Here is a 23452-nt window from a genome sequence, read left to right as displayed (position 1 = left end):
GCATCGGAAGCGGAATATAACGATGAGCCATACAACTAACCATCCTGAGTACAACTACACCGTTGTTCGCCAGTTTACCGTCATGACGATTGTCTGGGGAATTGTCGGCATGTCGGTTGGCGTACTGATCGCAGCCCAGTTGATCTGGCCTGCCCTCAACTTCGAGACTCCGTGGCTGACTTACAGTCGTCTGCGGCCCCTCCATACCAACGCAGTGATCTTCGCCTTCGGCGTCAGCGCACTGATGGCCACCTCGTTCTACGTGGTGCAGCGCACCTGTCAAACCAGACTGTTTGGTGGCCCGCTGGCAACCTTCGTCTTCTGGGGCTGGCAAGCAATCATTCTCTCTGCCGCCATCTCTCTGCCGCTGGGTTACACCTCTGCCAAAGAGTATGCCGAGCTGGAGTGGCCGATTGATATCGCCATCACTGTAGTATGGGTCGCCTATGCCATCGTCTTCTTCGGCACCCTGGTGAAGCGCACCACCTCCCACATCTATGTGGCGAACTGGTTCTTCGGCGCCTTCATCATCACCGTTGCGGTGCTGCACATCGTCAACAACATGGAAGTGCCGCTCTCCGGCATGAAGTCCTACTCCATGTACTCCGGCGCCATGGACGCCATGGTGCAGTGGTGGTATGGCCACAACGCGGTAGGCTTCCTGCTGACCGCCGGCTTCCTGGGGATGATGTACTACTTCGTGCCCAAGCAGGCAGGTCGTCCGGTTTACTCCTATCGCCTCTCCATCGTGCACTTCTGGGCGCTGATCTCCCTCTATATCTGGGCCGGTCCGCACCACCTGCACTACACCGCACTGCCTGACTGGGCTCAGTCCCTCGGCATGGTGATGTCCCTGATCCTGTTCGTACCTTCCTGGGGCGGCATGATCAACGGCATCATGACCCTCTCCGGTGCCTGGCACAAACTGCGTTATGACCCGATCCTGCGCTTTCTGATCGTTTCTTTGTCTTTCTACGGCATGTCGACTTTCGAAGGCCCGATGATGGCGATCAAAACCGTCAACGCCCTCTCCCACTACACCGACTGGACCGTTGGTCACGTTCACTCCGGTGCGCTGGGCTGGGTTGCCATGGTCTCCATCGGTGCTGTCTATCACCTGATCCCGAACTTGTTCGACCAGGGCCGGATGTACAGCGTCAAGCTGATCAACGTTCACTTCTGGCTGGCGACCGTGGGCACCGTGCTCTACATCGTTGCCATGTGGATTTCCGGCGTGATGCAGGGCCTGATGTGGCGTGCAGTCAACGAAGACGGCACCCTGACCTACAGCTTCGTTGAAGCGCTGCAGGCATCCTATCCCTTCTATTTCGTGCGCTTCCTGGGAGGCTGCTTCTTCGTCACCGGCATGTTGCTGATGGCTTACAACGCCTATCGCACCATCACTGCGCCCAAAGGTTCTCTGGAACCTGTCGCCCAGCCAGCCTGATTGAAGAGGTCAACCCATGAGCAACAATAACCGTCACGAAATATTTGAAAAAAGCGTTCCCATGCTGGTGGTCGGCATCATCTTCGCCATCAGTCTGGGGGGCCTGGTTGAAATCACCCCGCTGTTCTTCCAAAAGCAAACCACCGAGCCGGTGGAGGGCCTCAAGCCCTACACCGCTCTGCAGATGGAAGGGCGCGACATCTTCATCCGCGAAGGCTGCACCAACTGCCACAGCCAGATGATCCGTCCGTTCCGTGCCGAAACCGAACGTTACGGTCACTATTCGGTCGCAGGCGAGAGCGTATGGGAGCACCCCTTCCTGTGGGGCTCCAAGCGTACTGGTCCGGATCTGGCCCGTGTTGGCGGTCGTTACTCCGATGCCTGGCACCACGCTCACCTGATCAATCCGCGCGATGTGGTACCGGAATCCAACATGCCCGGTTACCCCTGGCTTGACACCAACGTGCTGACCGGCGAGATGACAGCCAAGAAGCTGGCGCTGTTCCGCGATCACTTCGGTGTGCCCTATACCGACGCCGATATTCAGGGTGCCGGGGAAGCGGTCAAAGGCAAGACCGAGCTTGAAGCACTCATCGCTTACCTCCAGTCACTGGGCCATGCGCTGAAATAAGGAGTCTCAAGATGGATTACGGCACATTTCGCGGTCTGTATACCCTGCTGTTGATGGCCATCATGATTGGCATCATCGTCTGGGCCTACAGCAAACGCCGCAAGACCTCTTTCGACGAGGCTGCCAATCTGGTTTTTGCCGATGATGAGCAACCCGGTGCTGATAAAAAGAACGCAGGAGCGAAACAATAATGAGCACTCTGTTTAGCATTTTTGTGACTGTCATCAGTCTGGGAACCATCCTCGGCTGCTTCTTGCTGCTGATGTGGTGCCGCAAGGACAAGATGGGTGTGGAAGAAGGCAAATCGATGGGTCACTCCTTCGATGGCATCGAGGAGATCAACAACCCGCTGCCGAAGTGGTGGACTTACATGTTCCTCTTCTTCATCGTCACCGGTCTGGTCTACCTGGTCGCCTTCCCGGGTCTGGGTAATTGGAAAGGTGTGCTGGGCTGGCAAAGTTCCAACCAGGACGTGCGCTCACTGGCCGAGTCCAAGGCAGCGACCGCATCGGCCAAGGCCGAAGGTCGCGCGGTGGAGTATGACCGCGAGGTCGCCAAGGCTGACGAGATCTACGGCGCCAAGTTCCGTGAACTCACCTATGAAGCGGATGGCAAAACCTATCGTGCCATCACCGAGATCGCCAAGGATCCGGAAGCCCTGAAAGTGGGTCAGCGTCTGTTCCTGCAGAATTGCTCCCAGTGCCACGGCTCCGATGCCCGTGGTGGCCGCGGCTTCCCGAACCTGACCGACAGCGAATGGCAATGGGGCGGCCAGCCTGATCAAATCAAGACCACCATCATGGGCGGTCGTCAGGGGATCATGGCTGCCTGGGGTGAAATCCTCGGCAAAGATGGCGTTCAGGAAGTGGCCTCCTATGTGCTGAGCCTCTCCGGTCGCAAGGTCGACCTGGTGGAAGCGAAGAAAGGTGAAGCACGCTTCGCCATCTGCGCAGCTTGCCACGGGGCCGATGCCAAGGGCGGTATCGCCGTCGGTGCGCCAGATCTCACCAACAACACCTGGCTCTACGGTGGCTCCCGCGAAGTGGTGGTGCAAACCATCACCCACGGTCGTCACGGCGTGATGCCAGCCTGGAAAGATATTCTGGGTGAGGACAAGGTTCACCTGCTGGCCTCCTACGTTTACAGCCTGTCTCATCAACAGTCTGCCAAATAAGGTTCGCCCGTAACGTTGTAACATGTGATAAACACGTGATTACACAGCAAAAAGCCTCGACTCCTCGAGGCTTTTTGTTATCTTGTGTTGCGTAAAAACCATCTTCCACGTTAATCATTCGTTTCATGGCAGTAGCAATCATGACCCAACCTCTATCCAAACCGTGGTATCGCCAATTCTGGCCCTGGTTTATCATCGCCCTCCCCACTGCCGCCGTTGTCGGCAGCATCGCCACCGCCATCATCGCCAGCAAGGATGGGGTCAATCTGGTGGCCGAGGACTATTACAAACAAGGGAAAGAGATCAATCAGGACTTGAGCAAGTTTGACCGCTCCGAAGCCCTCAATATCCGCTTTGGGCTGGAGGTTGACGGCAACGAGCTGACCCTCAAACCCATCAGCGGCGATATTCCCGCTGGGCAAGCTCTCTATCTCTCATTGTTTCACCCGACCTTGGCCGGTCAGGACAGCGAACACATGATCACCGCCGATGCGAGCGGCACTTATCGCCTCCATTTCGACAAGCCGCTGGTCGGCAAGTGGCACATTCGGGTCGATGCTTTCGATCACCAGTGGCGATTGCAAGAGACCGTCCAGCTGCCCACCCTGTCCCCTGTCGAACTCGACCCGAAAGGACGCTAAGCCATGACCGGCTGTTCTCACTGTGGCGAGCCGGTGCTCGCCAGCGCCCTTGCTGCTTGCATTCTGCATTCAGGGGGACATAAAGCATGACCCCCTGCTTTCACTGTGGCGAGCCGGTACCCGCCAATAGTGGCTATTCCCTCGAGATAAAGGGGATTGTTCGCCCCATGTGCTGCCCCGGTTGTCAGGCGGTGGCAGAAACCATCATGGAGTGCGGCCTCGCCAGTTACTACGATCACCGCACCGCTCCCGGCACCAAGGGCGATCTGGTGCCCGAGGAGCTGGCCGCCCTCACCCACTACGATCTGGCAGAAGTACAACAGGATTTTGTCACCGACAACGGTACCCTTCGCGAAATCCAGCTGACAGTAGAAGGGCTAACCTGCGCCGCCTGTGCCTGGCTTATCGAGCGCCACCTTATGACCCTTGGCGGCCTGCGCTACATCAATGTCAACACCACCACCCACCGGGCCCGCATCAAGTGGGATCCGGACCAGCTCTCCCTGAGTGACATCCTCAAGGGATTCGCCCAGATCGGCTATCGCGCCTACCCGTTCCAGACCCATCAACAGGAGGCGCTCTACGCCAAAGAGGTGCGCAGCTATATGTTCCGGCTGGCACTGGCGGGGCTGGGCTCAATGCAGGTGATGATGTGCGCCGTGGCCCTCTATATGGATCTCTTCATCAGCGTTGAAGATGAGTTCATGGTCTACTTCAAGTGGATAAGCCTGCTGCTCTCCACCCCCATCATGATCTACTCGGCCCAGCCCTTTTACGTGGGTGCCTGGCGCAGCCTGAAACAGGGTCACCTGTCGATGGATGTGTCGGTGTCGCTGGCGCTGATTGGCGCCTTTATCGCCTCCATGTGGGCCACCGTGTTCAATACCGGTGAGGTCTATTACGACTCCATCACCATGTTCGTCTTCTTCCTGCTGCTGGGGCGCTTTCTCGAATTGCGGGCCCGACGCAAGGCGTCGGAGTCGAGCTCCAACCTGGCGCGGCTGGTGCCCATCATGGCGACCCGCCTCGATGATGAAGGGGAACGTGAAGTGGCAGCCAAGACCTTGCAGGTCGGCGATCGGGTTCGGGTACTGGCCGGTGCCACCTTGCCAGCGGACGGCATCATTGTCGAAGGACAAACCAGCATCAACGAATCCATGCTGACCGGTGAACAGCTGCCCCTGCTCAAACAGCGCGGAGATCAGGTCTATGCCGGCACCATCAACACGGATGCGCCGCTGCAGATCCGGGTCAGCCACCGTATTGAAGAGTCTCGGATCGCCCAGATCATGCGGCTGCAGGATCATGCCCTCGATGACAAACCGGCCATCGCCCAGATGGCGGATCAACTGTCGCGCCACTTTATTCTGGTGCTGCTGATCATTGCCGCTGCGGTCTGGACCTTCTGGCACTTCCATCAACCGGATCAGGCATTCTGGGTCACCCTCGCCGTGCTGGTTGCCACCTGCCCCTGTGCCCTTTCTCTGGCCACCCCGACGGCGCTGACCTCGGCCACCGCCAATCTGACCCGTAACGGCATTCTGCTGCGCCGTGGTCACGTGCTGGACGTACTGACCAAGGCAAACAGGATCGTGATGGACAAGACCGGTACCCTGACCACAGGTGAGATCAGTCTGACAGGCACCACCACCTTGGCAGAGATGGACGAAACGCAATGCCTCGCCATCGCCCGGGCTATGGAGGCGCAATCCGAGCACCCCATAGCCCGCGCCTTCCGGCTGCCCGCCGACAGTATCAGTGTGCTGCCATCCGCCCGCGAGATCACCCCGGTCATCGGTCACGGCATCACAGCGCTGGTGGATGGCGTACGCTACCGCATCGGCAGTGCCCGCTGGCTTGGGCTGGATCCGGCGCAAGAACGCGGCCGCGGTCTGGCTATCTATCTGGCCGACGAGCAGCTGGTCTTGGCCCGCTTCAATCTGGAAGATACCCTGCGCCCCGATGCCAGGGCGCTGATCGCGGCATTCAAGGCGGCCGGTCTGCAAACTACCGTGCTGACTGGCGACAGCTCTTTGCAGGCAGACGAGATTGCCCGCGAGCTGGGCGTGGATGAGCTGGTCAAGGGGGTCTCGCCCGATGGCAAGCTGGCCTACCTCAAGGCCCGGGAAGCCCAGGGGGATATCAGCATCATGGTGGGCGATGGCATCAACGACGCGCCGGTACTGGCCGGGGCGCACGTCTCGTTCGCCATGGCCGGTGGCACCGATCTGGCGAAAAACAGCGCCGATGCCATCCTGCTGGCCGATGACCTGAGCCGACTGCTTGAGGCCAGAGTGCTGGCAATGCGTACCCGCAAGATCATCATCGAGAACTTCGCCTGGTCCATCGGTTACAACCTGCTGGTGCTGCCGCTGGCAGCCTGCGGCTGGCTGCCCCCCTATCTGGCGGCGGCGGGCATGTCGCTCAGCTCCCTCATCGTGGTAACCAACTCCATGCGCCTCAACCGATAAGACCGGTGGCGGAAAATAGCTGAAAATGTGGCCTGCCTCCGATGCAGACCACATTTCTCACTGATAGCGGCTGGCCCCCTGCCCGAACAGGGTTACCATAGGGGACGCTTGCCAAGGATGAACGCCAAGGTACCTCTCATGAATATAATTTTTGTCCTGATCCCCATCGCCATCCTGTTTGTGATCATCGCCGGGGTCGTCTTCTTCTGGGCCATTCGCTCCGAGCAGTTTGAAGATCTCGACCGGCAGGGTTCCAACATCCTGTTTGACGAAGAGCAACCTGCCCACAAACCCGCAAAGCCTGCTGACCATGACTCACAACCTTGATCTGGCCGGCGCCCTGCTGGTCGGACTGGCAGGCTCTGCCCACTGCATCGGCATGTGCGGTGGCGTCTCCGCCGCGCTCTCCATGGCGATCCCAGCCAACAAGCAACACTTCTGGGGGCGGCTTGCCTATCTGCTCAACTACAACCTCGGCCGGATCCTGAGCTATGTGATTGCAGGTGCACTAGTGGGCGGCCTGCTCGCCACCACCAGCGAGCTGGGCGCAGGCAAACACGCCATCGCCGGCTTGCGTCTGGTGGCAGCGCTATTGATGATTGCGCTTGGTCTCTATCTAGCGGGCTGGTGGCAAGGGATCTTGCTGCTGGAGCGGCTCGGCGCCAGACTTTGGCCCCGTATCAAACCGCTGGCGGGCAAGTTTCTCCCCTTCACCTCGCCTGTGCAGGCACTGCCCTTTGGCATGGTGTGGGGTTGGCTCCCCTGCGGGCTGGTCTACTCCATGTTGACCTGGAGCGCGGCGGCCGGTTCGGCCAGTGGTGGTGCGCTGATCATGCTCTTTTTTGGTCTCGGCACCCTGCCCACCTTGTTCGCGCTCGGGGGGCTTGCTGATCGCCTGAGATACTGGCTCACCCTGCGCAGTTTGCGCCTTGGTGGTGCCCTGCTGCTCATTTTGTTCGGGGTACATACCCTGTGGATTGGCATTGCTTCCTTTTGAAACCCTATCCAAAACGGATGAGTTGATGGTAAACTTGTTTGATATAAATCAATTATTCGTATGAGCCTATGATCCCGGAAAAGAAACCTGGCAGACGTATCCAGAGCGGTGGCTGTGCAATTCATTGCCAGGATTGCAGCATCAGTCAGCTCTGTATTCCCTTCACTCTGAACGACAACGAGCTCGATCAGCTTGACAGCATCATCGAGCGCAAGAAGCCGATCCAGAAAGGTGAAGAGCTGTTCAAGGCTGGCGATGAGTTCAAATCGCTCTATGCCATCCGTTCCGGGACCATCAAGTCTTACACCATCACCGAGCAAGGGGATGAGCAGATCACCGCGTTCCACCTCGCGGGAGATCTTGTCGGTTTCGATGCCATCCACAAACAGGCACACCCCTCCTTCGCCCAGGCGCTGGAAACCGCCATGGTGTGCGAGATCCCGTTTGAAGTGCTCGACGATCTCTCCGGCAAGATGCCCAAGCTGCGTCAGCAGATCATGCGTCTGATGAGCAACGAAATCATGGGCGATCAGGAGATGATCCTGCTGCTCTCCAAGAAAAATGCCGAAGAGCGCCTCGCCGCCTTCCTGCACAACCTGTCGGTACGCTTCTCCGAGCGCGGCTTCTCCGCCAAGGAGTTCCGTCTCTCCATGACCCGTGGCGATATCGGCAACTACCTGGGATTGACCGTCGAGACCATCAGTCGTCTGCTCGGCCGTTTCCAGAAGTCAGGGCTTATCAGTGTCAAAGGCAAATACATTACCGTGCTGGATCAGGGTGCCTTGGGCATAATGGCCGGTGCAACCCGACCAGCCTGTGGCTGAGCACACGTCTTAAACCCCGCTTTCCCTGCCGGATCCTTTCCTCTGGAATGTGATCCGGTACGTTCCCCATACCCTCGTCCTGCGCTAAGCTGTAATGGCTAAGATTCTGCTGTCATTGGACTTTTCCAAGGAGGAGAAGATGGTCAAATATCAGAATATTCTGGTGGTTATCAATCCAGAAGAGGAGCGTCAAATCGCCCTCGAACGGGCAGTCAAAGTCGCCGAGCTGGACGAAAACGCCCATCTGACCCTGCTGCTCACCATCTATGACTTCTCGTATGAAATGACCGCCATGCTCTCGGTGGACGAGCGGCAAGAGATGCGCGACGGCGTCATTTCACAGCGACGTGAGTGGCTGGACGAGATCCTGACCCCCTATCGGGCAAAGGGGATCGAGTGCGAAGTGAAAGTGGTCTGGCACAATCGCCCCTTCGAGTGTGTCATTCAGGAAGTGCTGGAGCAGCGCCACGATCTGGTGGTCAAAGCCACTCACCATCACAGCTTCCTGCAAACCTTCATCTTTACCCCCACCGACTGGCACCTGCTGCGCAAATGCCCCTGTCCGGTGCTGCTGGTCAAGGAGGGTCACTGGCAACGGGGCGGCAACATCATCGCTGCCATCAACTGCTCAAGCGACGATCCGGACCAGAAAGTGCTGAACGAACGGATCACCCAGGAGGGGAGCGACATCGCCGAGCTGCTGGGCTCCAACCTCTATCTGGTCAACACCTACCCGGGCACCCCGGTCAACGTGGCCATCGAGCTGCCGGAGTTTGATCCCAACGCCTACAACGAGGCGATCCGCAAACACCACGAAAGCCTGCTGCTCAGCCATGCCGACAAGTTCGGGATCGGTCATCTCTGGACCCGGGTAGCTGAAGGACTACCGGAAGAGGTGTTGCCGGATATGGCCGAAGAGCTCAAGGCGACCTTGATGATCATGGGCTGCGTCGGCCGTACCGGTCTTTCTGCCGCTTTGCTCGGCAATACTGCCGAACATGTGATTGACCGCCTCTCCTGCGACATCCTGATCCTCAAACCGGCGGACTACAGCTGCCCGGTCGACAGTCGTCGCAATCAATCATAAGGTGCCTGGCACCTTGCCCTCCCCCGGGACATAGCTATAATAACGCGCTTATTTGTGTCCCGGGTTTTACGAGCATGCTAGAAGAGCTGAACGCCAAAGAAAAATACAGTTTTAACAAACTGCAGAAGCGCCTGCGGCGCAACGTGGGTCAGGCCATTGCCGACTTCAACATGATTGAAGAGGGCGACAAGGTCATGGTCTGCCTCTCCGGCGGCAAGGACAGCTTCGGTATGCTCGACATACTGATGAGCCTCAAAGCCAGCGCCCCCATCCATTTCGATCTGGTTGCCGTCAACCTGGATCAGAAGCAGCCCGGTTTCCCCGAGCATGTGCTGCCCGAGTATCTGGATTCCCTCGGCATCGAGTACAAGATCGTCGAGGAAGATACCTACTCCATCGTCAAAGAGAAGGTACCGGAAGGCAAAACTACCTGCTCACTCTGCTCACGGCTGCGCCGCGGTATTCTCTACCGCACCGCCCAGGAGCTGGGTTGCACCAAGATTGCCCTTGGCCACCACCGCGACGACATCCTCGAGACCCTGTTCCTCAACATGTTCTACGGTGGCAAGCTCAAGTCCATGCCGCCCAAGCTGGTGAGCGACGATGGCAAGAACGTGGTGATCCGCCCGCTGGCCTACTGCAAAGAGAAGGATCTGATCCGCTACGCAGACGTCAAAGCCTTCCCCATCATTCCGTGCAACCTGTGCGGCTCGCAGGAGAACCTGCAGCGTCAGGCCATCAAGCAGATGATGCAGGATTGGGATCGCCGCTTCCCCGGTCGTATCGAAACCATGTTCACCGCCATTCAGGACGTGATCCCGAGCCATCTGCTCGACCACAAGCTGTTTGACTTCAAGAGCATCAACCGCGACTCCGGCATCATAGATGGCGGCGACAAGGCGTTTGATCCGCCCGAGATGCCAAAGGCGCCGCTGCTGGATATCGACGAGATGGACATGCTGGATGTGATTGAAGTGCGCTAAGCCGCGCTCACAGGGCAAACGCCACGCAATAAAAAAGGAGCGATCATCGCTCCTTTTTGCTTTCTGGACTGGCCTGTTACTGCGGTGACAGCACCACCGGCCTCAGCCTTTGTGCAGCCAGGGGGTCAACCGCAGCACCTCACCCTGCAAGCGCAGTTGCCCGGTCGCGAACGCGGCCAGTTGCTCATTGCTCAGCAGCAGGTGGCCTTCCTGCCAGGGCAGCGCCTCCTGACGGGCGCCATCAATCAGATAAGCAGTGCCGCTCTGCTGCACCAGGGTAATGCGTACCCCTTCCATCTTCGGCAGGAAGTGCTTGCCGACCATGCCCGCCATCTTGTCGAGCAGCGACTGCATCTGCTGCTGACGGGCCGCCAGCTCGGCCAGTTGAAGCTCGGGCCCGTTCGGTGCGTCGGCCATCACCTGCACCGTCATATCGCAAGTGGCGTGCTCTTCTTTCAGGCCGACGGTCACGATCCCCTTGTCGAGGTTGAGATCCTCATCAAAAGGCAGGCGCAGTTCGCTATCGACCGTTACCTCGCCCGCGACCTCCTTGCTGTCGGTTGCAACCCGGGCAAAGGTGAGGCCGCAGCGCTGACCATTTTGCGGATCGGTCAGATAAAACCCCAGTCTGGCGTGACCAAACTCCCCTTTGGCAAAGGTCTTCATCTGGCTGTAGAAGGTGCTGTATTGCAGATCCAGCACCGGCTCAGCCAGCGCCAGCCCTGGCAGCAAGAGCGTGGCCAGCAGACTCTGGCACACAGCCTTGGTCACTCCATATCGACGGGTCATTCAACGTCCTTTTGCATCATGCATTGAAATGGTTGGGGCCTTCTGTCACCTCGTTAACCTCTACTGCCACGCCGCAGAGATCCCGATAGAGGATCCCCTTGCAGTTGAAATAGAGCGGTGCCACCCAGATAAGCCCCAACCCCATGGGGATCAGAGCCAGGAAGAAGAGCGCTGTCATCACGCCGTGGAACAGCACAATGCTGGGCCAGCCGCGTGCGAAGAGCTTGAGAGAGACCACAATGGCCTGAGGCGGCGTCAGGCCGCGCTCCAGCACCAGAGGTACGGTAAAGAGCAGCCCCATGCCGATTAGGGCCGAGGGGATGAAAGAGAGTACGGCGGGCAATCCCAGCAGATCGAATAGTGGGCCAAACAGGCTGGTGAGCAGACTGCCAAGCAGGCTCAACATGCCGAGGCGTACAAAGTGGCGGAAGAAGTCGAACACCTGGTTGGCGCGGGCACGCACCCCGACCGACTGCTGCAACCCCAGCATATCGAGCGAGCTGGTCATGGGGGCCATCACCACCGCCATCAGCAGACTCAGCACCATGGCCACATTCATCTGGCTGTCATCCCCCAGATAGGGCAACAGCAGCACATTGCTAAACAGGATCCAGATCGCCGTCACCCCGACAATAGCCAGCAGCAGGCCAAATCCGGTACGGCGAGTCTGTTGCCATCCCTCCTGGATGACCCCTTTCAGATCAAGGCGGTAGCCCTGGTTCAGAGACTGCTCAAGGGAGCCGCCAATACGCATTTTATTACTCAATTGACTATCCAATATCGAAAACGACCAAATCAGGTGGCACATTATAGCGATTTGGTCTGCTATTCGTAGCCGTTTTTCCTGCGCACTTGCGGCTAATTCGGGCCAAAAAACCTTTAATTTCATGTGTCGGCTGCATAGAATGCGGCCCTCTTTCAACACGATGGCCACTGGCTGGGGTGAGACTGGCGGATGATGAACAATCCACAGGTAATTGTCGCGCTGAACAAGATCAGCAAAAAATACGATGGCAAGGTGATCCTGAGTGACCTTGACCTTGAAATCTACGATGGTGAATTTCTTACCCTGCTGGGCCCTTCCGGCTGTGGCAAGACCACCCTGCTGCGCCTGCTGGCCGGGCTTGAGTCGGCCGATGGTGGCACCATCCACCTGGGCGCAGACGAGATCACTCATATCCCCGCCGAACACAGGCACATCAACACCGTATTTCAGAGCTATGCGCTCTTTCCCCATATGACGGTGTTTGAGAATGTCGCTTTTGGCCTTGAGATGCAGAAGGTACCCGCCAGCGAGATCCGCCAGCGGGTAGAGGAGACGCTGGCCATGGTGCAGCTCACCGAGCTCGCCAATCGCCGCCCGGATCAGCTCTCCGGCGGCCAGCAGCAACGGGTCGCCATCGCCCGCGCCGTGGTCAACAAGCCCCGCCTGCTGCTGCTCGACGAATCCCTCTCTGCGCTCGACTACAAGCTGCGCAAACAGATGCAGAGCGAGCTCAAGGCGCTGCAACGTCGCCTTGGCATCACCTTTGTCTTCGTCACCCATGATCAGGAAGAGGCACTCACCATGTCTGATCGCATCCTGGTGATGGAGGGGGGCCAAATCATCCAGCGTGGCACGCCGCGCGATATCTACGAATCGCCAGCCAATCTGTTCGTGGCCCGCTTTATCGGCGAGATCAACGTGATGGATGGCAAACTGATCAGCCAGCGCGAACCCGGCATCTGGCAGGCCGAGGTAGAGGGGCGCGAGTGCCTGCTCCATACCGCCTTGCCGTTCCAGCCAGACGACAAGGTGCTGGTGCTGCTACGCCCGGAAGATCTGCGCATTCTCGATCAGGATGACGATCAGAGCGGCGCGCTGCGGGGCAATATCCGCGAGCGCAACTACAAGGGGGCGACGCTGGATTCGGTGATCGAGCTCGACAGTGGCAAACAGCTGCTTATCTCCGAGTTCTTCGACGAGGATGACCCCGACTTTGACTACCGTCTCGGTCAGGAGGTGGCGATCCACTGGGTCGACAGCTGGGAGGTGGTGCTGCCCTATGAGCCTCACTAATCTGCGGGTAGCGCACAGCTTTGCCCACAACGGCTTTCGCAACACGGCCATCGCGCTGATCCTCGGCTGGCTGACGCTGTTTGTCTTCCTGCCCAACCTGATGATCATCGGCGTCAGCTTCCTGACCCGTGATGAGTCCGAACTTATCGCGCCGCTCTTTACCCTGAGCAACTATGGCCGCCTGCTGGACCCGCTCTACTTTCAGGTGCTGCTCCACTCCCTCTGGCTAGCGCTGCTCGCCACCGCTATCTGCCTGCTGGTGGGCTACCCCTTTGCCTGGCTGCTGGCTCATCTGCCAACACGCATCCGCCCGTTGCTGCTGTTTCTGGTGGTGGTGCCGTTCTGGACCAACTCCCTGATCCGCACCTATGCGTTGAAAGTGCTGCTCGGTACCCGGGGATTGATCAACGGCTGGCTGCTGGATCTGGGGCTTATCGAGCGGCCACTGCAGATGATGTATACCGAAGTGGCCGTCATCATCGGGCTGGTCTATGTGCTGCTCCCCTTTATGGTGCTGCCGCTCTACTCCAGCATCGAGAAGCTGGATGGCCGTTTACTGGAGGCGGCGCGAGATCTGGGCGCCAACGGCTGGCAGCGGCTGGTGCGGATCATCTTGCCCCTCACCCTGCCCGGCATCATCGCCGGTTGTCTGCTGGTGTTCCTGCCCGCCATGGGGATGTTCTATGTCTCCGATCTGCTGGGGGGCGCCAAGCACCTGCTGATCGGCAACCTGATCAAGACCCAGTTCCTCAACAGCCGTGACTGGCCCTTTGGCGCGGCCATCAGCGTGATGCTGACGGTGCTGATGGCGCTGTTGGTCTACTGCTACTGGCGGGCGGGCAAGCTATTGAGCAAGAAGGGGGAGCTGGCATGATGCGCGCACTGAAAGCTCTGTTCCTGCTGCTGGTGTTTGGTTATCTCTATGTGCCCATCGGGGTGCTGATCGCCAACTCCTTCAACCTGTCGAAATATGGCATCGACTGGCGCGGCTTTACCCTGGGCTGGTATGAGAAGCTGTTTGCCAGCGCCAGCCTGATGCAGGCGGCCCAGCACTCCCTGACCATCGCCGCCCTCACCGCCACCGCAGCCACCCTGATCGGCACCCTCACCGCCGTGGCGCTGTTTCGCTACCGTTTTCGCGGCAAGCAGTATGTGAGCGGCATGTTGTTCGTGGTGATGATGTCCCCCGATATTGTGATGGCTATTTCACTCTTGACCCTGTTTGTGGTGACCGGCATTGCGCTGGGCTTCTGGTCGCTACTGATCGCCCACATCACCTTCTGCCTGCCGTTCGTGGTGATCACCGTCTACTCGCGGCTGTGCGGTTTTGATGTGCGGATGCTGGAAGCAGCGCGGGATCTGGGGGCTGGCGAGTGGATCATCCTGCGCCGCATCATACTGCCGCTGGCCTTGCCGGCGGTGATGGCGGGCTGGCTGCTCTCCTTTACCCTGTCGCTGGACGACGTGGTGGTGAGCTCCTTTGTGACCGGCCCTGCCTACGAGATCCTGCCACTCAAGATCTACTCCATGGTCAAGGTGGGGGTCTCTCCCGAGGTCAATGCCCTGGCCACCCTGATGCTGGTCGCCTCCCTCGGGATGGTGCTGCTGGCGCAACTGTTACTGCGTAAACGGCAGGGTTGACCCTGCCCGTTTCGTCCCCGCCACCTTTGGCGAACTCTGTCACGGTGGGCCGCAAGGCCCCATAACCCCAAGGAGTTGTTGATGACAATCCAACACAAGGCCGGCGCCCTGCTGGCAGCCGCCCTCACCCTCACCACCCCGCTGCTGAGCCAGAGCGCTCACGCGGCCGGCGACAAGGTGGTCTACTTCTACAACTGGTCGGAATATGTGCCGGATGGCCTGCTGGAGCAGTTCCAGCAAGAGACCGGCATCAAGGTGATCTACTCCACCTACGAATCCAACGAGACCCTCTACGCCAAGCTGAAAACCCATGGCGACGGCTATGACGTGGTGGTGCCCAGCACCTACTTCATCTCGAAAATGGCCAAAGAGGGGATGCTGCAGCCGCTGGATCGCGCCCAACTGCCCAACTTCAAATGTATATGTATGTATATATGTGTACATATATGCACATTTCTTCTACACTAAACTCAAGTTAACATTTCACGCGCTAGACAGCTGTCTGGCGAAGGCTACATCAGGAGGACATATGGCCAACACTGCACAAAAAGCCCTGAAAAATGGTGCCATTGACCCCAGCAAGGCACTGCCTGTGGTATTCCGTATTCTGGATAAATGGCACTGCAATACGGATGAACAGCTGAAACTTCTTGGCATTTCATCCCGTTCAACATTGAACAAATACAAAGAGTCAAGCGGCGGGATCCGTCTGACCATGGATATGCAAGAACGGATGAGCTACATCCTCAATATCCATAAGTGTCTGAGGATGCTGTTCAGTGCCGACGACAGCATCTACGGCTGGGTGCGTAAACCCAACAGCCACCCCTTCTTTGCCGGGCGCAGCGCGATGGACATTATGAATGCGGGTCGCGTGGCTGATTTGTATGAAGTGGCCACCCGCCTGCATGCCTGGCGCGGGGGAATGGCCTGATGCAAGAGCCGCCACTGATTGAACTCAAGGGGGAGCGAGCCTATCGGATCATTCCAAGCCGCTACCCCACCATCGACCTCTATGAAGACGTGGCCAATGCGGACGAGCTGGAGGCCGTCTGGGCCATCGAGTCACTGACCAATGATCGGTTGAATGCAGAGGCAGGTGATCTGTCGTTGGTACCAAAAGAGGATTGGTTGGTGGGGCTAAATGGCAGCAGCTATGTAATGGCCGCCTTTACCCATATAAACCCGGAAGGAGCCCGATTCACCACTGGCGATTTCGGCGGTTACTACTGCGCTCCCCTGCTCGATACTGCCATCAAAGAGACGGTCTATCACCAGGAACGAATATTCGGCTACACCAACGAACCTGCTCAGAAAGTGCAAATGCGAGTGCTTTATACCGAGTTCAACGCCAAGCTGGTCGATATTACCCGCTCGGAATTTCTCTCCACCCCGCTTTATCACGCGACCAACTATGGTCAATCCCAAGCTTTTGCCCATGAGCAGAAAACCCAGGGGATGGACGGTATCCACTACCGTTCTGTGCGCCACAGCGGTCATAACTGCCATGTGCTCTATCGCCCACGCTTGGTCACCAAGATCCACCAAGCCCAGCATCTGGAATACCACTGGAATGGCAGTGCCATCGCCAATGTATTGGAAATTAAGCTATATGGGGAATAAAACTCTGTCTTATTGATAATAATTGCGGCGGCCCCATTCGCTCCCATCCAACTCAGCGCCCGTTGGCTCGTGCTTTTGGCCGAGGGGCTTAGGATGTGGGCGAATAACAAGGTGGCCAAAGCCGATTAATTCTGAGCTTTTTCATCACCCCTTAGGGGTGTAGATTGGCTGTGGGGGCAAGCGTTGCCCCCTTTCTTTTTCATGACTGCCCGTGGTGCTCCGCGAAGCAATCTTTCGTCGATATCGCGGGTGGCCTGAGCCAATCAGGAGTATTCATGTCCGATCTGACCCTCTATTTCGCTCCCGGCACCTGTGCCATGGCCGTGCAGATTGCCCTGCTGGAAGCGAATGCCCCGTTCCAACCCCGTCTCGTCAACCTCGCCGCCGGTGAGCAGCGTGATCCTGCGTATCTTGCCATCAACCCCAAAGGGCGGGTGCCTGCCCTGACCACCGAGCAGGGCACCCTGACCGAGACCCCGGCCCTGCTGCTCTATGTGGCACAGCGCTTCCCCGATGCCAAACTGGTGCCGCTGGACAACCCGTTCCTGCTGGCCTGCATGCAGGAGGTTAACAGCTTCCTCGCCTCCACCGTGCATGTCTCCCACGCCCACGGTCGCCGTGGCAGCCGCTGGGCCGATGACGAGCAGGCCATTGCCGCCATGCAGCAGAAAGTCGCCAGCAATATGCGCGATGGCTTTGCCCAGATTGAGCAGCACTATCTGGTAGGCCCCTGGGTGCTGGGCGAGCAGTTCAGCGTGGCGGACATCTATCTGTTCGTGGTCGCGGGCTGGCTGAAAAGCGATGGGATCGAGATCAGTGAATTCCCCAAGGTTGCCGATCATTATCAGCGTATGCTGAGCCGTCCGGCGGTCGCCAAGGCACTGGCCAACTAACCATAAAATCAATAGTTAGATGAATTACAAGGGTGTCAGGGCTCTGCTGACACCCTTCCTGCCTCCTCCCCTGCACTTCTTCTCCCGCCTTTGAGATCGTTTTCACATTTCCGTGGTTTTGCCGTGGCCCTTCCTTAGTAAAAAGCCTATCTTTGCGCCATGACGCAACCGGTTGCGTAACCGGTTGCCTAACGGTTCACAGATTGACGGGCCAAGGCCTGATGAGGTGCTGTATGAAACGAGGCGTACTGCTCAATGCTCCCCTGAGTGCTCTGGTGGCACAGATGGGCCACACCGACGAGATCACCGTCTGCGATGCTGGCTTGCCCATTCCGGCAGGTCCGGAGAGGATCGATCTGGCGCTGATGGCGGGGACGCCCAGCCTTGAAACCGTACTGACCGCCCTGCTCACCGATCTGGTGGTGGAGAAGGTGATCATGGCAAGCGAGATCAAGCAGATCAGCCCCGCCGCCCATCAGGCGCTGGTCGATCAGCTTGAAGCCCACGCAGCCGCCCAGGGCAAGCCCATCGCCATCGAATACTGCCTGCATGAGGAGTTCAAAACCCGCTCCCGCCAGAGCAAGGCGATCGTGCGCAGCGGCGAGGTGACTCCCTACGCCAACCTGATCCTCTGCGCCGGTGTAGCGTTCTGAATTCTTCAAAGAAGGCCTCTTCAAGGAAGCTGCAAATGAGCACAACCTCCCCCCTCTCACCCATTCTGGAGCTGACCGGGATCGTCAAGACCTTCCCCGGTGTACGCGCCCTCGACGAAGCGGGTCTGCGGGTCTATCCGGGCCAGGTGATGGCCCTGCTCGGTGAAAATGGCGCCGGCAAATCCACCCTGATGAAGGTGCTGACCGGTATCTATCAGGCCGATGCGGGCAGCGTCAGCTACCGCGGTCAACCGGTCCACTTCAAGGGCCCCCGCGATTCTCAGGATCAGGGGATCAGCATCATCCACCAGGAGCTGAACCTGCTGCCGGAGTTGTCGATTGCCGCCAACATCTTCCTCGGTCGCGAACCCCGTACCCGTTTTGGCAACATCGACCACCAACAGCTGCGCGAGCGGGCAAGCGGCCTGCTGGCGCGACTTGGCGTCAAGCATGGCCCGGATACCCGACTAGGGGATCTCTCCATCGGCGAACAGCAGATGGTAGAGATCGCCAAGGCGCTGTCGTTCGATGCCAGCGTCATCATCATGGACGAGCCGACCGATGCATTGACCGATACCGAGACCGAGCAGCTGTTCAAGGTGATCCGCGAGCTGCGTGAGCAGGGTTGCGGCATCGTCTATATCTCCCACCGCCTCAAGGAGATCTTCGAGATCTGCGATCGGGTCACTGTGCTGCGCGATGGCAAGTGGATTGGCGAGAAGGCGGTGAGCGATCTGGATGAAGACAGGATCATCGAGATGATGGTTGGTCGCCGGCTGGAAGAGCAGTACCCGCGTCTTGAACGCGAGCTTGGCCCCGTCAGCCTGCAGGTGAAAGATCTGGCTGGTCCCGGCGTGCGCGGGGTGAGTTTCTCCCTGCGTCAGGGGGAAATTCTGGGCTTTAGCGGCCTGATGGGCTCCGGCCGCACCGAACTGATGAAGCTTATCTACGGCGCCAGCCCCATCAGCGCCGGTGAAGTGGCAGTGGACGGTCATGCTCTGGTGCCCAAAAGCCCGGCCGATGGTCTGGCCGCCGGCATCGCCTATATCTCCGAGGATCGCAAGGGGGATGGGCTGGTGCTGGAGCTGTCGGTGCGCGAAAACATGAGTCTCTGCGCCCTCGACGAGTTCATCAGCAACGGCAAGATCGACGGCAAGGCCGAGCGGCAGGCGGTGAGCGACTATGTGCGTCTGTTCAACATCAAGACCCCGAGTCAGGATCAGCTGATAAAGCTGCTCTCTGGCGGCAACCAGCAGAAGGTGGCCATCGCCAAGGGGCTGTTGACCCGGCCCAAGGTGCTGATCCTCGACGAACCGACCCGCGGCGTCGACGTGGGGGCGAAGAAGGAAATTTATCAGCTAATCAACCAGTTCAAGAAAGAGGGAATGAGCATCATTCTGGTCTCCTCCGAGATGCCGGAAGTGCTCGGCATGAGCGATCGCATCATGGTGATGCACGAAGGGCGCATCAGCGCAGAGTTCAACACCCGCGATGCCAATCAGGAGAAGCTGATGGCGGCGGCAGTCGGTAAACAGTGGCAAGCAGAGCAAGAGGCATCCCAATGACAACCCAAACCCTTTCCCGCCGTGGCGTCATGAGCAAGGCGTGGTGGATCGAGAACAAATCCCTAGTCGCGCTGCTGGTCCTGATTGGTGTGGTCTCCTTTCTGAGCCCCAACTTCTTCACCGCCGACAACCTGCTCAACATCCTGCGCCAGACCTCGGTCAACGCCATCATGGCGGTCGGCATGACGCTGGTTATCCTCACCGCCGGTATCGATCTGTCGGTCGGCTCGGTACTGGCCCTGTGCGGTGCGCTGGCGGCCACCATGGTCGCCATGGAGCTGCCGATCTGGCTGGTGGTGCCCCTCACCTTGGGTGCCGGTGCCCTGCTGGGCGGCGTCAGCGGCCTCATCATTGCCAAGGGCAAGGTACAGGCATTTATCGCCACCCTGGTCACCATGACCGCCCTGCGCGGTATCACCATGGTCTATACCGAGGGTCGCCCCATCTCCACCGGTTTCAGTGATGGCGCCGATCACTTCGCCTGGCTCGGTACCGGTTACCTGTTCGGTCTGCCGGTGCCCATCTGGTTGATGGCCATCGTCTTCCTGCTCGCCTGGTTCATGCTCAACCATACCCGTCTCGGTCGCTACATCTACGCGCTGGGTGGCAACGAATCGGCTACCCGTCTCTCCGGCATCAATGTGGATCGGGTGAAGCTGGCGGTGTATGGTCTGTGCGGCGCGCTCTCGGCGCTGGCAGGGCTTATCGTTACCTCTCGCCTCTCCTCTGCCCAGCCGACGGCGGGCATGGGTTACGAGCTGGATGCTATCGCTGCCGTGGTGCTGGGTGGTACCAGCCTGATGGGCGGCAAGGGTCGCATCATGGGTACCCTGATAGGGGCGCTGATCATCGGCTTCCTGAACAACGCCCTCAACCTGCTCGACGTATCCTCCTATTACCAGATGATCGCCAAGGCCAGCGTGATCTTGCTTGCCGTGATGATCGATAACAAAAGCAATCGTTGATAAGACAAGCCACACACAAGGAATGAAATGATGAAAAAGCTCAATACCCTGCTCGCTGCCGCCATCATGTCCGTGCTGGGCACCGCCCATGCCGCCGATCAAACCCTGGCCATGGTGGTCTCCACCCTCAACAACCCCTTCTTCGTCACCATGAAAGAGGGTGCCGAAGCCAAAGCCAAGGAGCTTGGCTACGAGCTGGTGGTACTGGATTCCCAGAATGACCCGGCCAAAGAGCTCTCCAACATGGAAGATCTCACCGTGCGCAAGGTCGGCGCCATCCTGATCAACCCCACCGACTCCGAAGCGGTCGGCAATGCCATCCGTCTCGCCAACAAGGCCAGCATTCCGGTGCTGACCCTGGACCGTGGCGCCGCGCAAGGTGAGGTCAAGGCCCACATTGCCTCCGACAACGTGGCAGGCGGCAAGCTGGCCGGTGACTTTATCACCGAAAAACTGGGTACCGGCGCCAAGGTCATTCAGCTGGAAGGGATTGCCGGTACCTCTGCCGCCCGTGACCGTGGCGAAGGTTTTGCCCTGGCCGTGGCGGCCAACAAGCTGCAGGTGCTGGCTTCTCAGCCGGCCGACTTTGACCGCACCAAGGGTCTGAACGTCATGGAAAACCTGCTGGCAGCGCATCCGACCGTACAGGCGGTGTTCGCCCAGAACGACGAGATGGCGCTCGGTGCCATCCGCGCGGTGCAGGCTGCCGGCAAAGAGGTGATGATCGTCGGCTTCGACGGCACTGACGATGGCAAAGCCGCCGTTGCCAAGGGTAAACTGGCCGCCACCGTGGCCCAGCAGCCCGCGCTGATCGGAGCCATCGGCGTCGAGACTGCCGACAAGGTGCTGAAAGGTCAGCCGGTCGAGAAATCCATTCCGGTACCGCTGCAAGTGGTCAGCAAGTAAGTGCTCGAGGGGAGGTTCGCCTCCCCTTTTCCCTCTCGTTCAGGTGCCTCCCGGCTTGGGCTCACTCAATCACTGTGTTCAAGCCAAGATGCATCAGGAGTAGTCAACATGAATCGTCTCGTCGTTCTGGGCAGTGTCAATGCAGACCACGTGCTGCGCGTTCCCCACTTTCCTCGCCCAGGTGAAACCCTGACCGGCCATAGCTATCAGGTGGTGCCCGGTGGCAAGGGGGCCAATCAGGCGGTTGCTGCCGCCCGCCTCGGCGCCCCCGTATCCTTTATCGCCCGCATCGGTGATGACGCCATCGGCCACCAGATGAAGAGCGGTTTTGCCAAAGATGGTATCGACGTCAGCGCCGTCGAGCTCGATCCCAAGCTCCCGACCGGTATCGCCATCATCTATGTGAGCGATGAGGGGGAGAACAGCATCGGTATCTCCGCCGAAGCCAACGGGGCCATCACTCCGGCTGTGGTGAAAAACCACGAAGCCATGATCGCCGACGCCCACACCCTGCTGTTGCAGCTGGAAGTGCCGCTGGAGAGCGTCCATGAGGCTGCACGGCTGGCCCGCGCCCACGGCACCCGGGTGGTGCTCAACCCAGCGCCTGCCCGTCCGCTCTCAAGCGAGCTGCTGGCACTGGTCGACCTTATCACCCCCAACCAGACCGAGGCCGAGCTGTTGACAGGCGTGAAAGTCACCGATGAAGCGAGCGCCCGCGAGGCGGCCGCCCGTTTCCACCAGATGGGCATTGCGGACGTGATGATCACCTTGGGGTCGCAGGGGGTCTATTGCAGCAACACCCAGCAGCAACAGCTGATCCCGGGCTTTCGGGTCAAGGCGGTGGATACCACTGCCGCGGGCGATACCTTCAACGGCGCTCTGCTGGCGGCGGAACTGGCGGGGGCCGATTTCCACAGCGCGGTGCGTTTTGCCCACGGTGCCGCGGCGCTCTCTGTCACCCGCTTCGGCGCCCAGAGCTCCATCCCGAGCAAGCAGGAGGTCGACACCTTCCTGCTTGAGCAGACTGCACAGGGGCACTGATGGCCAATATCAAGGAGGTGGCGGCGCTGGCGGGGGTCTCGACCACCACCGTCTCCCATGTCATCAACGAGACCCGCTTTGTGGCCGAGGAGACCCGCGAGCGGGTCTTTGCGGCCATGCGCGAGCTCAACTATGCCCCGAGCCTGGTGGCCCGCAGCCTCAAGGTGAAGGAGACCAACAGTATCGGCATGCTGGTCACCACCTCCAGCAACCCCTTCTTTGCCGAGGTGGTGCGCGGGGTGGAGCGCTACTGCTTCGAGCAGGGCTACAACCTGATGCTGGGCAACACCGAGGGGCAGGCAGAAACCGCTCTCTCCTACCTCAAAATGATGCTGCGCAAGCGGGTCGATGGCCTGCTGATCATGTGTAGCGAAGGACAGCAAGAGGTGTTCAACCAGCTCGACTGGCTCAAGAGCCTGCCAGTGGTGGTGATGGATTGGGGGCTGGTCAGCGAAGATGTGGATCTTATCGCCGATAACTCCTTCCACGGCGGTTATCTCGCAACCCGCCATCTGATTGAATTGGGCCATACCGCCATCGGTTGCATCACAGGCCCCCACAGCCGCGCCCCCGCCAACCAGCGGCAGGCAGGATTTGAGCTGGCGTTGCAGGAGGCGGGTCTCACGCTCAATCAAGAGTGGATCCAGGAGGGGGACTTTGATTGCGCCAGCGGCCATCAGGCGATGACTCGTCTGCTGGCATTGCCCGAGCGCCCCACCGCCCTCTTTGTCTGCAACGACATGATGGCGATGGGGGCCATCAGTGCCGCCCATCAGGCGGGGATGGTGATCCCGCGGGATATCTCCATCGTCGGCTATGACAATGTGGCACTGGCCGAATTTATGTCGCCGCCGCTCACTACCGTCAACCAGCCCAAAGAGGAGCTGGGGCGCCTCGCCGTCACCCGCCTGCTGGCCCGCATCAACGGCGAGGTGGTGGAGAACCATCTGATCACCGTAGACCCGGATCTGGTGATCAGGCAATCTAGCGCCCCCCTACCCGCGCAATCGTAACAGGCACCCGCTACCGGACAATAAAAGCACCGTACAACAAAAAGGCGAC

General features: G+C 59.1%; 26 protein-coding genes. 24 read left to right on the top strand and 2 right to left on the bottom strand.

What is annotated here, in order from left to right:
• Positions 1-22: 22 nt before the first annotated feature.
• The 11 genes from ccoN to ttcA all read left to right on the top strand — a co-directional run bounded on the left by ccoN (position 23) and on the right by ttcA (position 10255).
• Complete coding sequence (gene ccoN, locus ACW5W8_RS02705) at positions 23-1447, top strand: cytochrome-c oxidase, cbb3-type subunit I (RefSeq protein ID WP_498626286.1); 1425 nt, start codon at positions 23-25, stop codon at positions 1445-1447.
• Between the two features lie 16 nt (positions 1448-1463).
• On the top strand, positions 1464-2078 hold the full coding sequence (gene ccoO, locus ACW5W8_RS02700; protein ID WP_042062345.1) for a cytochrome-c oxidase, cbb3-type subunit II: 615 nt from the start codon (positions 1464-1466) through the stop codon (positions 2076-2078).
• Between the two features lie 11 nt (positions 2079-2089).
• Complete coding sequence (locus tag ACW5W8_RS02695) at positions 2090-2269, top strand: CcoQ/FixQ family Cbb3-type cytochrome c oxidase assembly chaperone (protein ID WP_005336620.1); 180 nt, start codon at positions 2090-2092, stop codon at positions 2267-2269.
• Positions 2269-3252 (top strand): cytochrome-c oxidase, cbb3-type subunit III, encoded by a 984-nt coding sequence (gene ccoP / locus ACW5W8_RS02690; RefSeq protein ID WP_498626285.1) that lies wholly within the window; start codon positions 2269-2271, stop codon positions 3250-3252. Before ACW5W8_RS02695 ends, ccoP begins: the two co-directional genes overlap by 1 nt.
• Before the next feature lie 140 nt (positions 3253-3392).
• The gene (locus tag ACW5W8_RS02685; RefSeq protein ID WP_498626283.1) at positions 3393-3893 is read left to right on the top strand and encodes a FixH family protein; all 501 of its coding nucleotides are present in this window, start codon (positions 3393-3395) and stop codon (positions 3891-3893) included.
• 86 nt (positions 3894-3979) lie between these two features.
• Positions 3980-6364 carry a heavy metal translocating P-type ATPase gene (locus ACW5W8_RS02680; protein ID WP_498626282.1) on the top strand — a complete coding sequence of 795 codons (2385 nt, stop codon included), beginning with the start codon at positions 3980-3982 and terminating at the stop codon, positions 6362-6364.
• 138 nt (positions 6365-6502) lie between these two features.
• Positions 6503-6691: a cbb3-type cytochrome oxidase assembly protein CcoS gene (ccoS, locus tag ACW5W8_RS02675; RefSeq protein WP_151286011.1), complete on the top strand. Its 189-nt coding sequence runs from the start codon at positions 6503-6505 to the stop codon at positions 6689-6691.
• Positions 6675-7361, top strand: a complete 687-nt coding sequence (locus ACW5W8_RS02670; protein WP_139741216.1) for a sulfite exporter TauE/SafE family protein — start codon at positions 6675-6677, stop codon at positions 7359-7361. Before ccoS ends, ACW5W8_RS02670 begins: the two co-directional genes overlap by 17 nt.
• 68 nt (positions 7362-7429) lie before the next feature.
• Positions 7430-8185, top strand: coding sequence for a fumarate/nitrate reduction transcriptional regulator Fnr (gene fnr / locus ACW5W8_RS02665; RefSeq protein ID WP_498626280.1), 756 nt, complete (start codon positions 7430-7432; stop codon positions 8183-8185).
• Between the two features lie 139 nt (positions 8186-8324).
• On the top strand, positions 8325-9272 hold the full coding sequence (gene uspE, locus ACW5W8_RS02660) for a universal stress protein UspE (RefSeq protein WP_498626278.1): 948 nt from the start codon (positions 8325-8327) through the stop codon (positions 9270-9272).
• A 74-nt stretch (positions 9273-9346) separates the two neighbouring features.
• Positions 9347-10255, top strand: coding sequence for a tRNA 2-thiocytidine(32) synthetase TtcA (gene ttcA / locus ACW5W8_RS02655; protein ID WP_005336634.1), 909 nt, complete (start codon positions 9347-9349; stop codon positions 10253-10255).
• A gap of 102 nt (positions 10256-10357) precedes the next feature.
• Here the strand turns inward: ttcA and ACW5W8_RS02650 are convergent, their stop codons facing one another.
• Positions 10358-11044: a DUF2987 domain-containing protein gene (locus tag ACW5W8_RS02650; RefSeq protein ID WP_498626277.1), complete on the bottom strand. Its 687-nt coding sequence runs from the start codon at positions 11042-11044 to the stop codon at positions 10358-10360.
• Positions 11045-11060: 16 nt separating this feature from the next.
• Positions 11061-11798 (bottom strand): hypothetical protein, encoded by a 738-nt coding sequence (locus ACW5W8_RS02645; RefSeq protein WP_498626312.1) that lies wholly within the window; start codon positions 11796-11798, stop codon positions 11061-11063.
• A gap of 201 nt (positions 11799-11999) precedes the next feature.
• Between ACW5W8_RS02645 and potA the strand changes: the two genes are divergently transcribed.
• The 13 genes from potA to ACW5W8_RS02580 all read left to right on the top strand — a co-directional run bounded on the left by potA (position 12000) and on the right by ACW5W8_RS02580 (position 23403).
• Entirely contained in the window at positions 12000-13103 is a 1104-nt protein-coding gene (gene potA / locus ACW5W8_RS02640; RefSeq protein WP_498626275.1) for a spermidine/putrescine ABC transporter ATP-binding protein PotA, read from the top strand.
• Entirely contained in the window at positions 13090-13977 is an 888-nt protein-coding gene (gene potB, locus ACW5W8_RS02635) for a spermidine/putrescine ABC transporter permease PotB (RefSeq protein ID WP_498626274.1), read from the top strand. Before potA ends, potB begins: the two co-directional genes overlap by 14 nt.
• Positions 13974-14744, top strand: coding sequence for a spermidine/putrescine ABC transporter permease PotC (gene potC / locus ACW5W8_RS02630; RefSeq protein WP_005336644.1), 771 nt, complete (start codon positions 13974-13976; stop codon positions 14742-14744). Before potB ends, potC begins: the two co-directional genes overlap by 4 nt.
• 81 nt (positions 14745-14825) lie before the next feature.
• Positions 14826-15212 (top strand): hypothetical protein, encoded by a 387-nt coding sequence (locus tag ACW5W8_RS02625; RefSeq protein WP_498626272.1) that lies wholly within the window; start codon positions 14826-14828, stop codon positions 15210-15212.
• A 61-nt stretch (positions 15213-15273) separates the two neighbouring features.
• Positions 15274-15678 carry an MbcA/ParS/Xre antitoxin family protein gene (locus ACW5W8_RS02620; protein WP_498626270.1) on the top strand — a complete coding sequence of 135 codons (405 nt, stop codon included), beginning with the start codon at positions 15274-15276 and terminating at the stop codon, positions 15676-15678.
• A complete protein-coding gene (locus ACW5W8_RS02615) occupies positions 15678-16367 on the top strand; it encodes an RES family NAD+ phosphorylase (RefSeq protein WP_498626268.1) in 690 nt (229 codons plus the stop codon). The genes ACW5W8_RS02620 and ACW5W8_RS02615 overlap by 1 nt, the downstream gene beginning before the upstream one ends.
• A gap of 275 nt (positions 16368-16642) precedes the next feature.
• Entirely contained in the window at positions 16643-17260 is a 618-nt protein-coding gene (locus tag ACW5W8_RS02610) for a glutathione S-transferase family protein (RefSeq protein WP_498626267.1), read from the top strand.
• A gap of 233 nt (positions 17261-17493) precedes the next feature.
• Positions 17494-17913 (top strand): D-ribose pyranase, encoded by a 420-nt coding sequence (gene rbsD / locus ACW5W8_RS02605; protein ID WP_058052594.1) that lies wholly within the window; start codon positions 17494-17496, stop codon positions 17911-17913.
• Between the two features lie 35 nt (positions 17914-17948).
• The gene (rbsA, locus tag ACW5W8_RS02600; RefSeq protein ID WP_498626266.1) at positions 17949-19478 is read left to right on the top strand and encodes a ribose ABC transporter ATP-binding protein RbsA; all 1530 of its coding nucleotides are present in this window, start codon (positions 17949-17951) and stop codon (positions 19476-19478) included.
• Entirely contained in the window at positions 19475-20443 is a 969-nt protein-coding gene (gene rbsC / locus ACW5W8_RS02595; RefSeq protein WP_005336670.1) for a ribose ABC transporter permease, read from the top strand. The genes rbsA and rbsC overlap by 4 nt, the downstream gene beginning before the upstream one ends.
• A gap of 30 nt (positions 20444-20473) precedes the next feature.
• Positions 20474-21349, top strand: a complete 876-nt coding sequence (gene rbsB, locus ACW5W8_RS02590; RefSeq protein ID WP_498626310.1) for a ribose ABC transporter substrate-binding protein RbsB — start codon at positions 20474-20476, stop codon at positions 21347-21349.
• Between the two features lie 108 nt (positions 21350-21457).
• Positions 21458-22390, top strand: a complete 933-nt coding sequence (gene rbsK, locus ACW5W8_RS02585) for a ribokinase (protein ID WP_021230083.1) — start codon at positions 21458-21460, stop codon at positions 22388-22390.
• Positions 22390-23403: a substrate-binding domain-containing protein gene (locus ACW5W8_RS02580; protein ID WP_498626265.1), complete on the top strand. Its 1014-nt coding sequence runs from the start codon at positions 22390-22392 to the stop codon at positions 23401-23403. Before rbsK ends, ACW5W8_RS02580 begins: the two co-directional genes overlap by 1 nt.
• The last annotated feature ends 49 nt before the right edge of the window (positions 23404-23452 follow it).

This window comes from Aeromonas aquatilis, from assembly GCF_054052405.1.
Note: the sequence above shows the minus strand (reverse complement) of the source record. Positions and strands in the feature narration are given on the sequence as shown.

Coding starts and splice junctions, on each gene's coding strand:
- ccoN (WP_498626286.1), top strand. CDS start 23: ATGAGCCATACAACTAACCATCCTGAGTACAACTACACCGTTGTTCGC.
- ccoO (WP_042062345.1), top strand. CDS start 1,464: ATGAGCAACAATAACCGTCACGAAATATTTGAAAAAAGCGTTCCCATG.
- ACW5W8_RS02695 (WP_005336620.1), top strand. CDS start 2,090: ATGGATTACGGCACATTTCGCGGTCTGTATACCCTGCTGTTGATGGCC.
- ccoP (WP_498626285.1), top strand. CDS start 2,269: ATGAGCACTCTGTTTAGCATTTTTGTGACTGTCATCAGTCTGGGAACC.
- ACW5W8_RS02685 (WP_498626283.1), top strand. CDS start 3,393: ATGACCCAACCTCTATCCAAACCGTGGTATCGCCAATTCTGGCCCTGG.
- ACW5W8_RS02680 (WP_498626282.1), top strand. CDS start 3,980: ATGACCCCCTGCTTTCACTGTGGCGAGCCGGTACCCGCCAATAGTGGC.
- ccoS (WP_151286011.1), top strand. CDS start 6,503: ATGAATATAATTTTTGTCCTGATCCCCATCGCCATCCTGTTTGTGATC.
- ACW5W8_RS02670 (WP_139741216.1), top strand. CDS start 6,675: ATGACTCACAACCTTGATCTGGCCGGCGCCCTGCTGGTCGGACTGGCA.
- fnr (WP_498626280.1), top strand. CDS start 7,430: ATGATCCCGGAAAAGAAACCTGGCAGACGTATCCAGAGCGGTGGCTGT.
- uspE (WP_498626278.1), top strand. CDS start 8,325: ATGGTCAAATATCAGAATATTCTGGTGGTTATCAATCCAGAAGAGGAG.
- ttcA (WP_005336634.1), top strand. CDS start 9,347: ATGCTAGAAGAGCTGAACGCCAAAGAAAAATACAGTTTTAACAAACTG.
- ACW5W8_RS02650 (WP_498626277.1), bottom strand. CDS start 11,044: ATGACCCGTCGATATGGAGTGACCAAGGCTGTGTGCCAGAGTCTGCTG.
- ACW5W8_RS02645 (WP_498626312.1), bottom strand. CDS start 11,798: ATGCGTATTGGCGGCTCCCTTGAGCAGTCTCTGAACCAGGGCTACCGC.
- potA (WP_498626275.1), top strand. CDS start 12,000: ATGATGAACAATCCACAGGTAATTGTCGCGCTGAACAAGATCAGCAAA.
- potB (WP_498626274.1), top strand. CDS start 13,090: ATGAGCCTCACTAATCTGCGGGTAGCGCACAGCTTTGCCCACAACGGC.
- potC (WP_005336644.1), top strand. CDS start 13,974: ATGATGCGCGCACTGAAAGCTCTGTTCCTGCTGCTGGTGTTTGGTTAT.
- ACW5W8_RS02625 (WP_498626272.1), top strand. CDS start 14,826: ATGACAATCCAACACAAGGCCGGCGCCCTGCTGGCAGCCGCCCTCACC.
- ACW5W8_RS02620 (WP_498626270.1), top strand. CDS start 15,274: ATGGCCAACACTGCACAAAAAGCCCTGAAAAATGGTGCCATTGACCCC.
- ACW5W8_RS02615 (WP_498626268.1), top strand. CDS start 15,678: ATGCAAGAGCCGCCACTGATTGAACTCAAGGGGGAGCGAGCCTATCGG.
- ACW5W8_RS02610 (WP_498626267.1), top strand. CDS start 16,643: ATGTCCGATCTGACCCTCTATTTCGCTCCCGGCACCTGTGCCATGGCC.
- rbsD (WP_058052594.1), top strand. CDS start 17,494: ATGAAACGAGGCGTACTGCTCAATGCTCCCCTGAGTGCTCTGGTGGCA.
- rbsA (WP_498626266.1), top strand. CDS start 17,949: ATGAGCACAACCTCCCCCCTCTCACCCATTCTGGAGCTGACCGGGATC.
- rbsC (WP_005336670.1), top strand. CDS start 19,475: ATGACAACCCAAACCCTTTCCCGCCGTGGCGTCATGAGCAAGGCGTGG.
- rbsB (WP_498626310.1), top strand. CDS start 20,474: ATGAAAAAGCTCAATACCCTGCTCGCTGCCGCCATCATGTCCGTGCTG.
- rbsK (WP_021230083.1), top strand. CDS start 21,458: ATGAATCGTCTCGTCGTTCTGGGCAGTGTCAATGCAGACCACGTGCTG.
- ACW5W8_RS02580 (WP_498626265.1), top strand. CDS start 22,390: ATGGCCAATATCAAGGAGGTGGCGGCGCTGGCGGGGGTCTCGACCACC.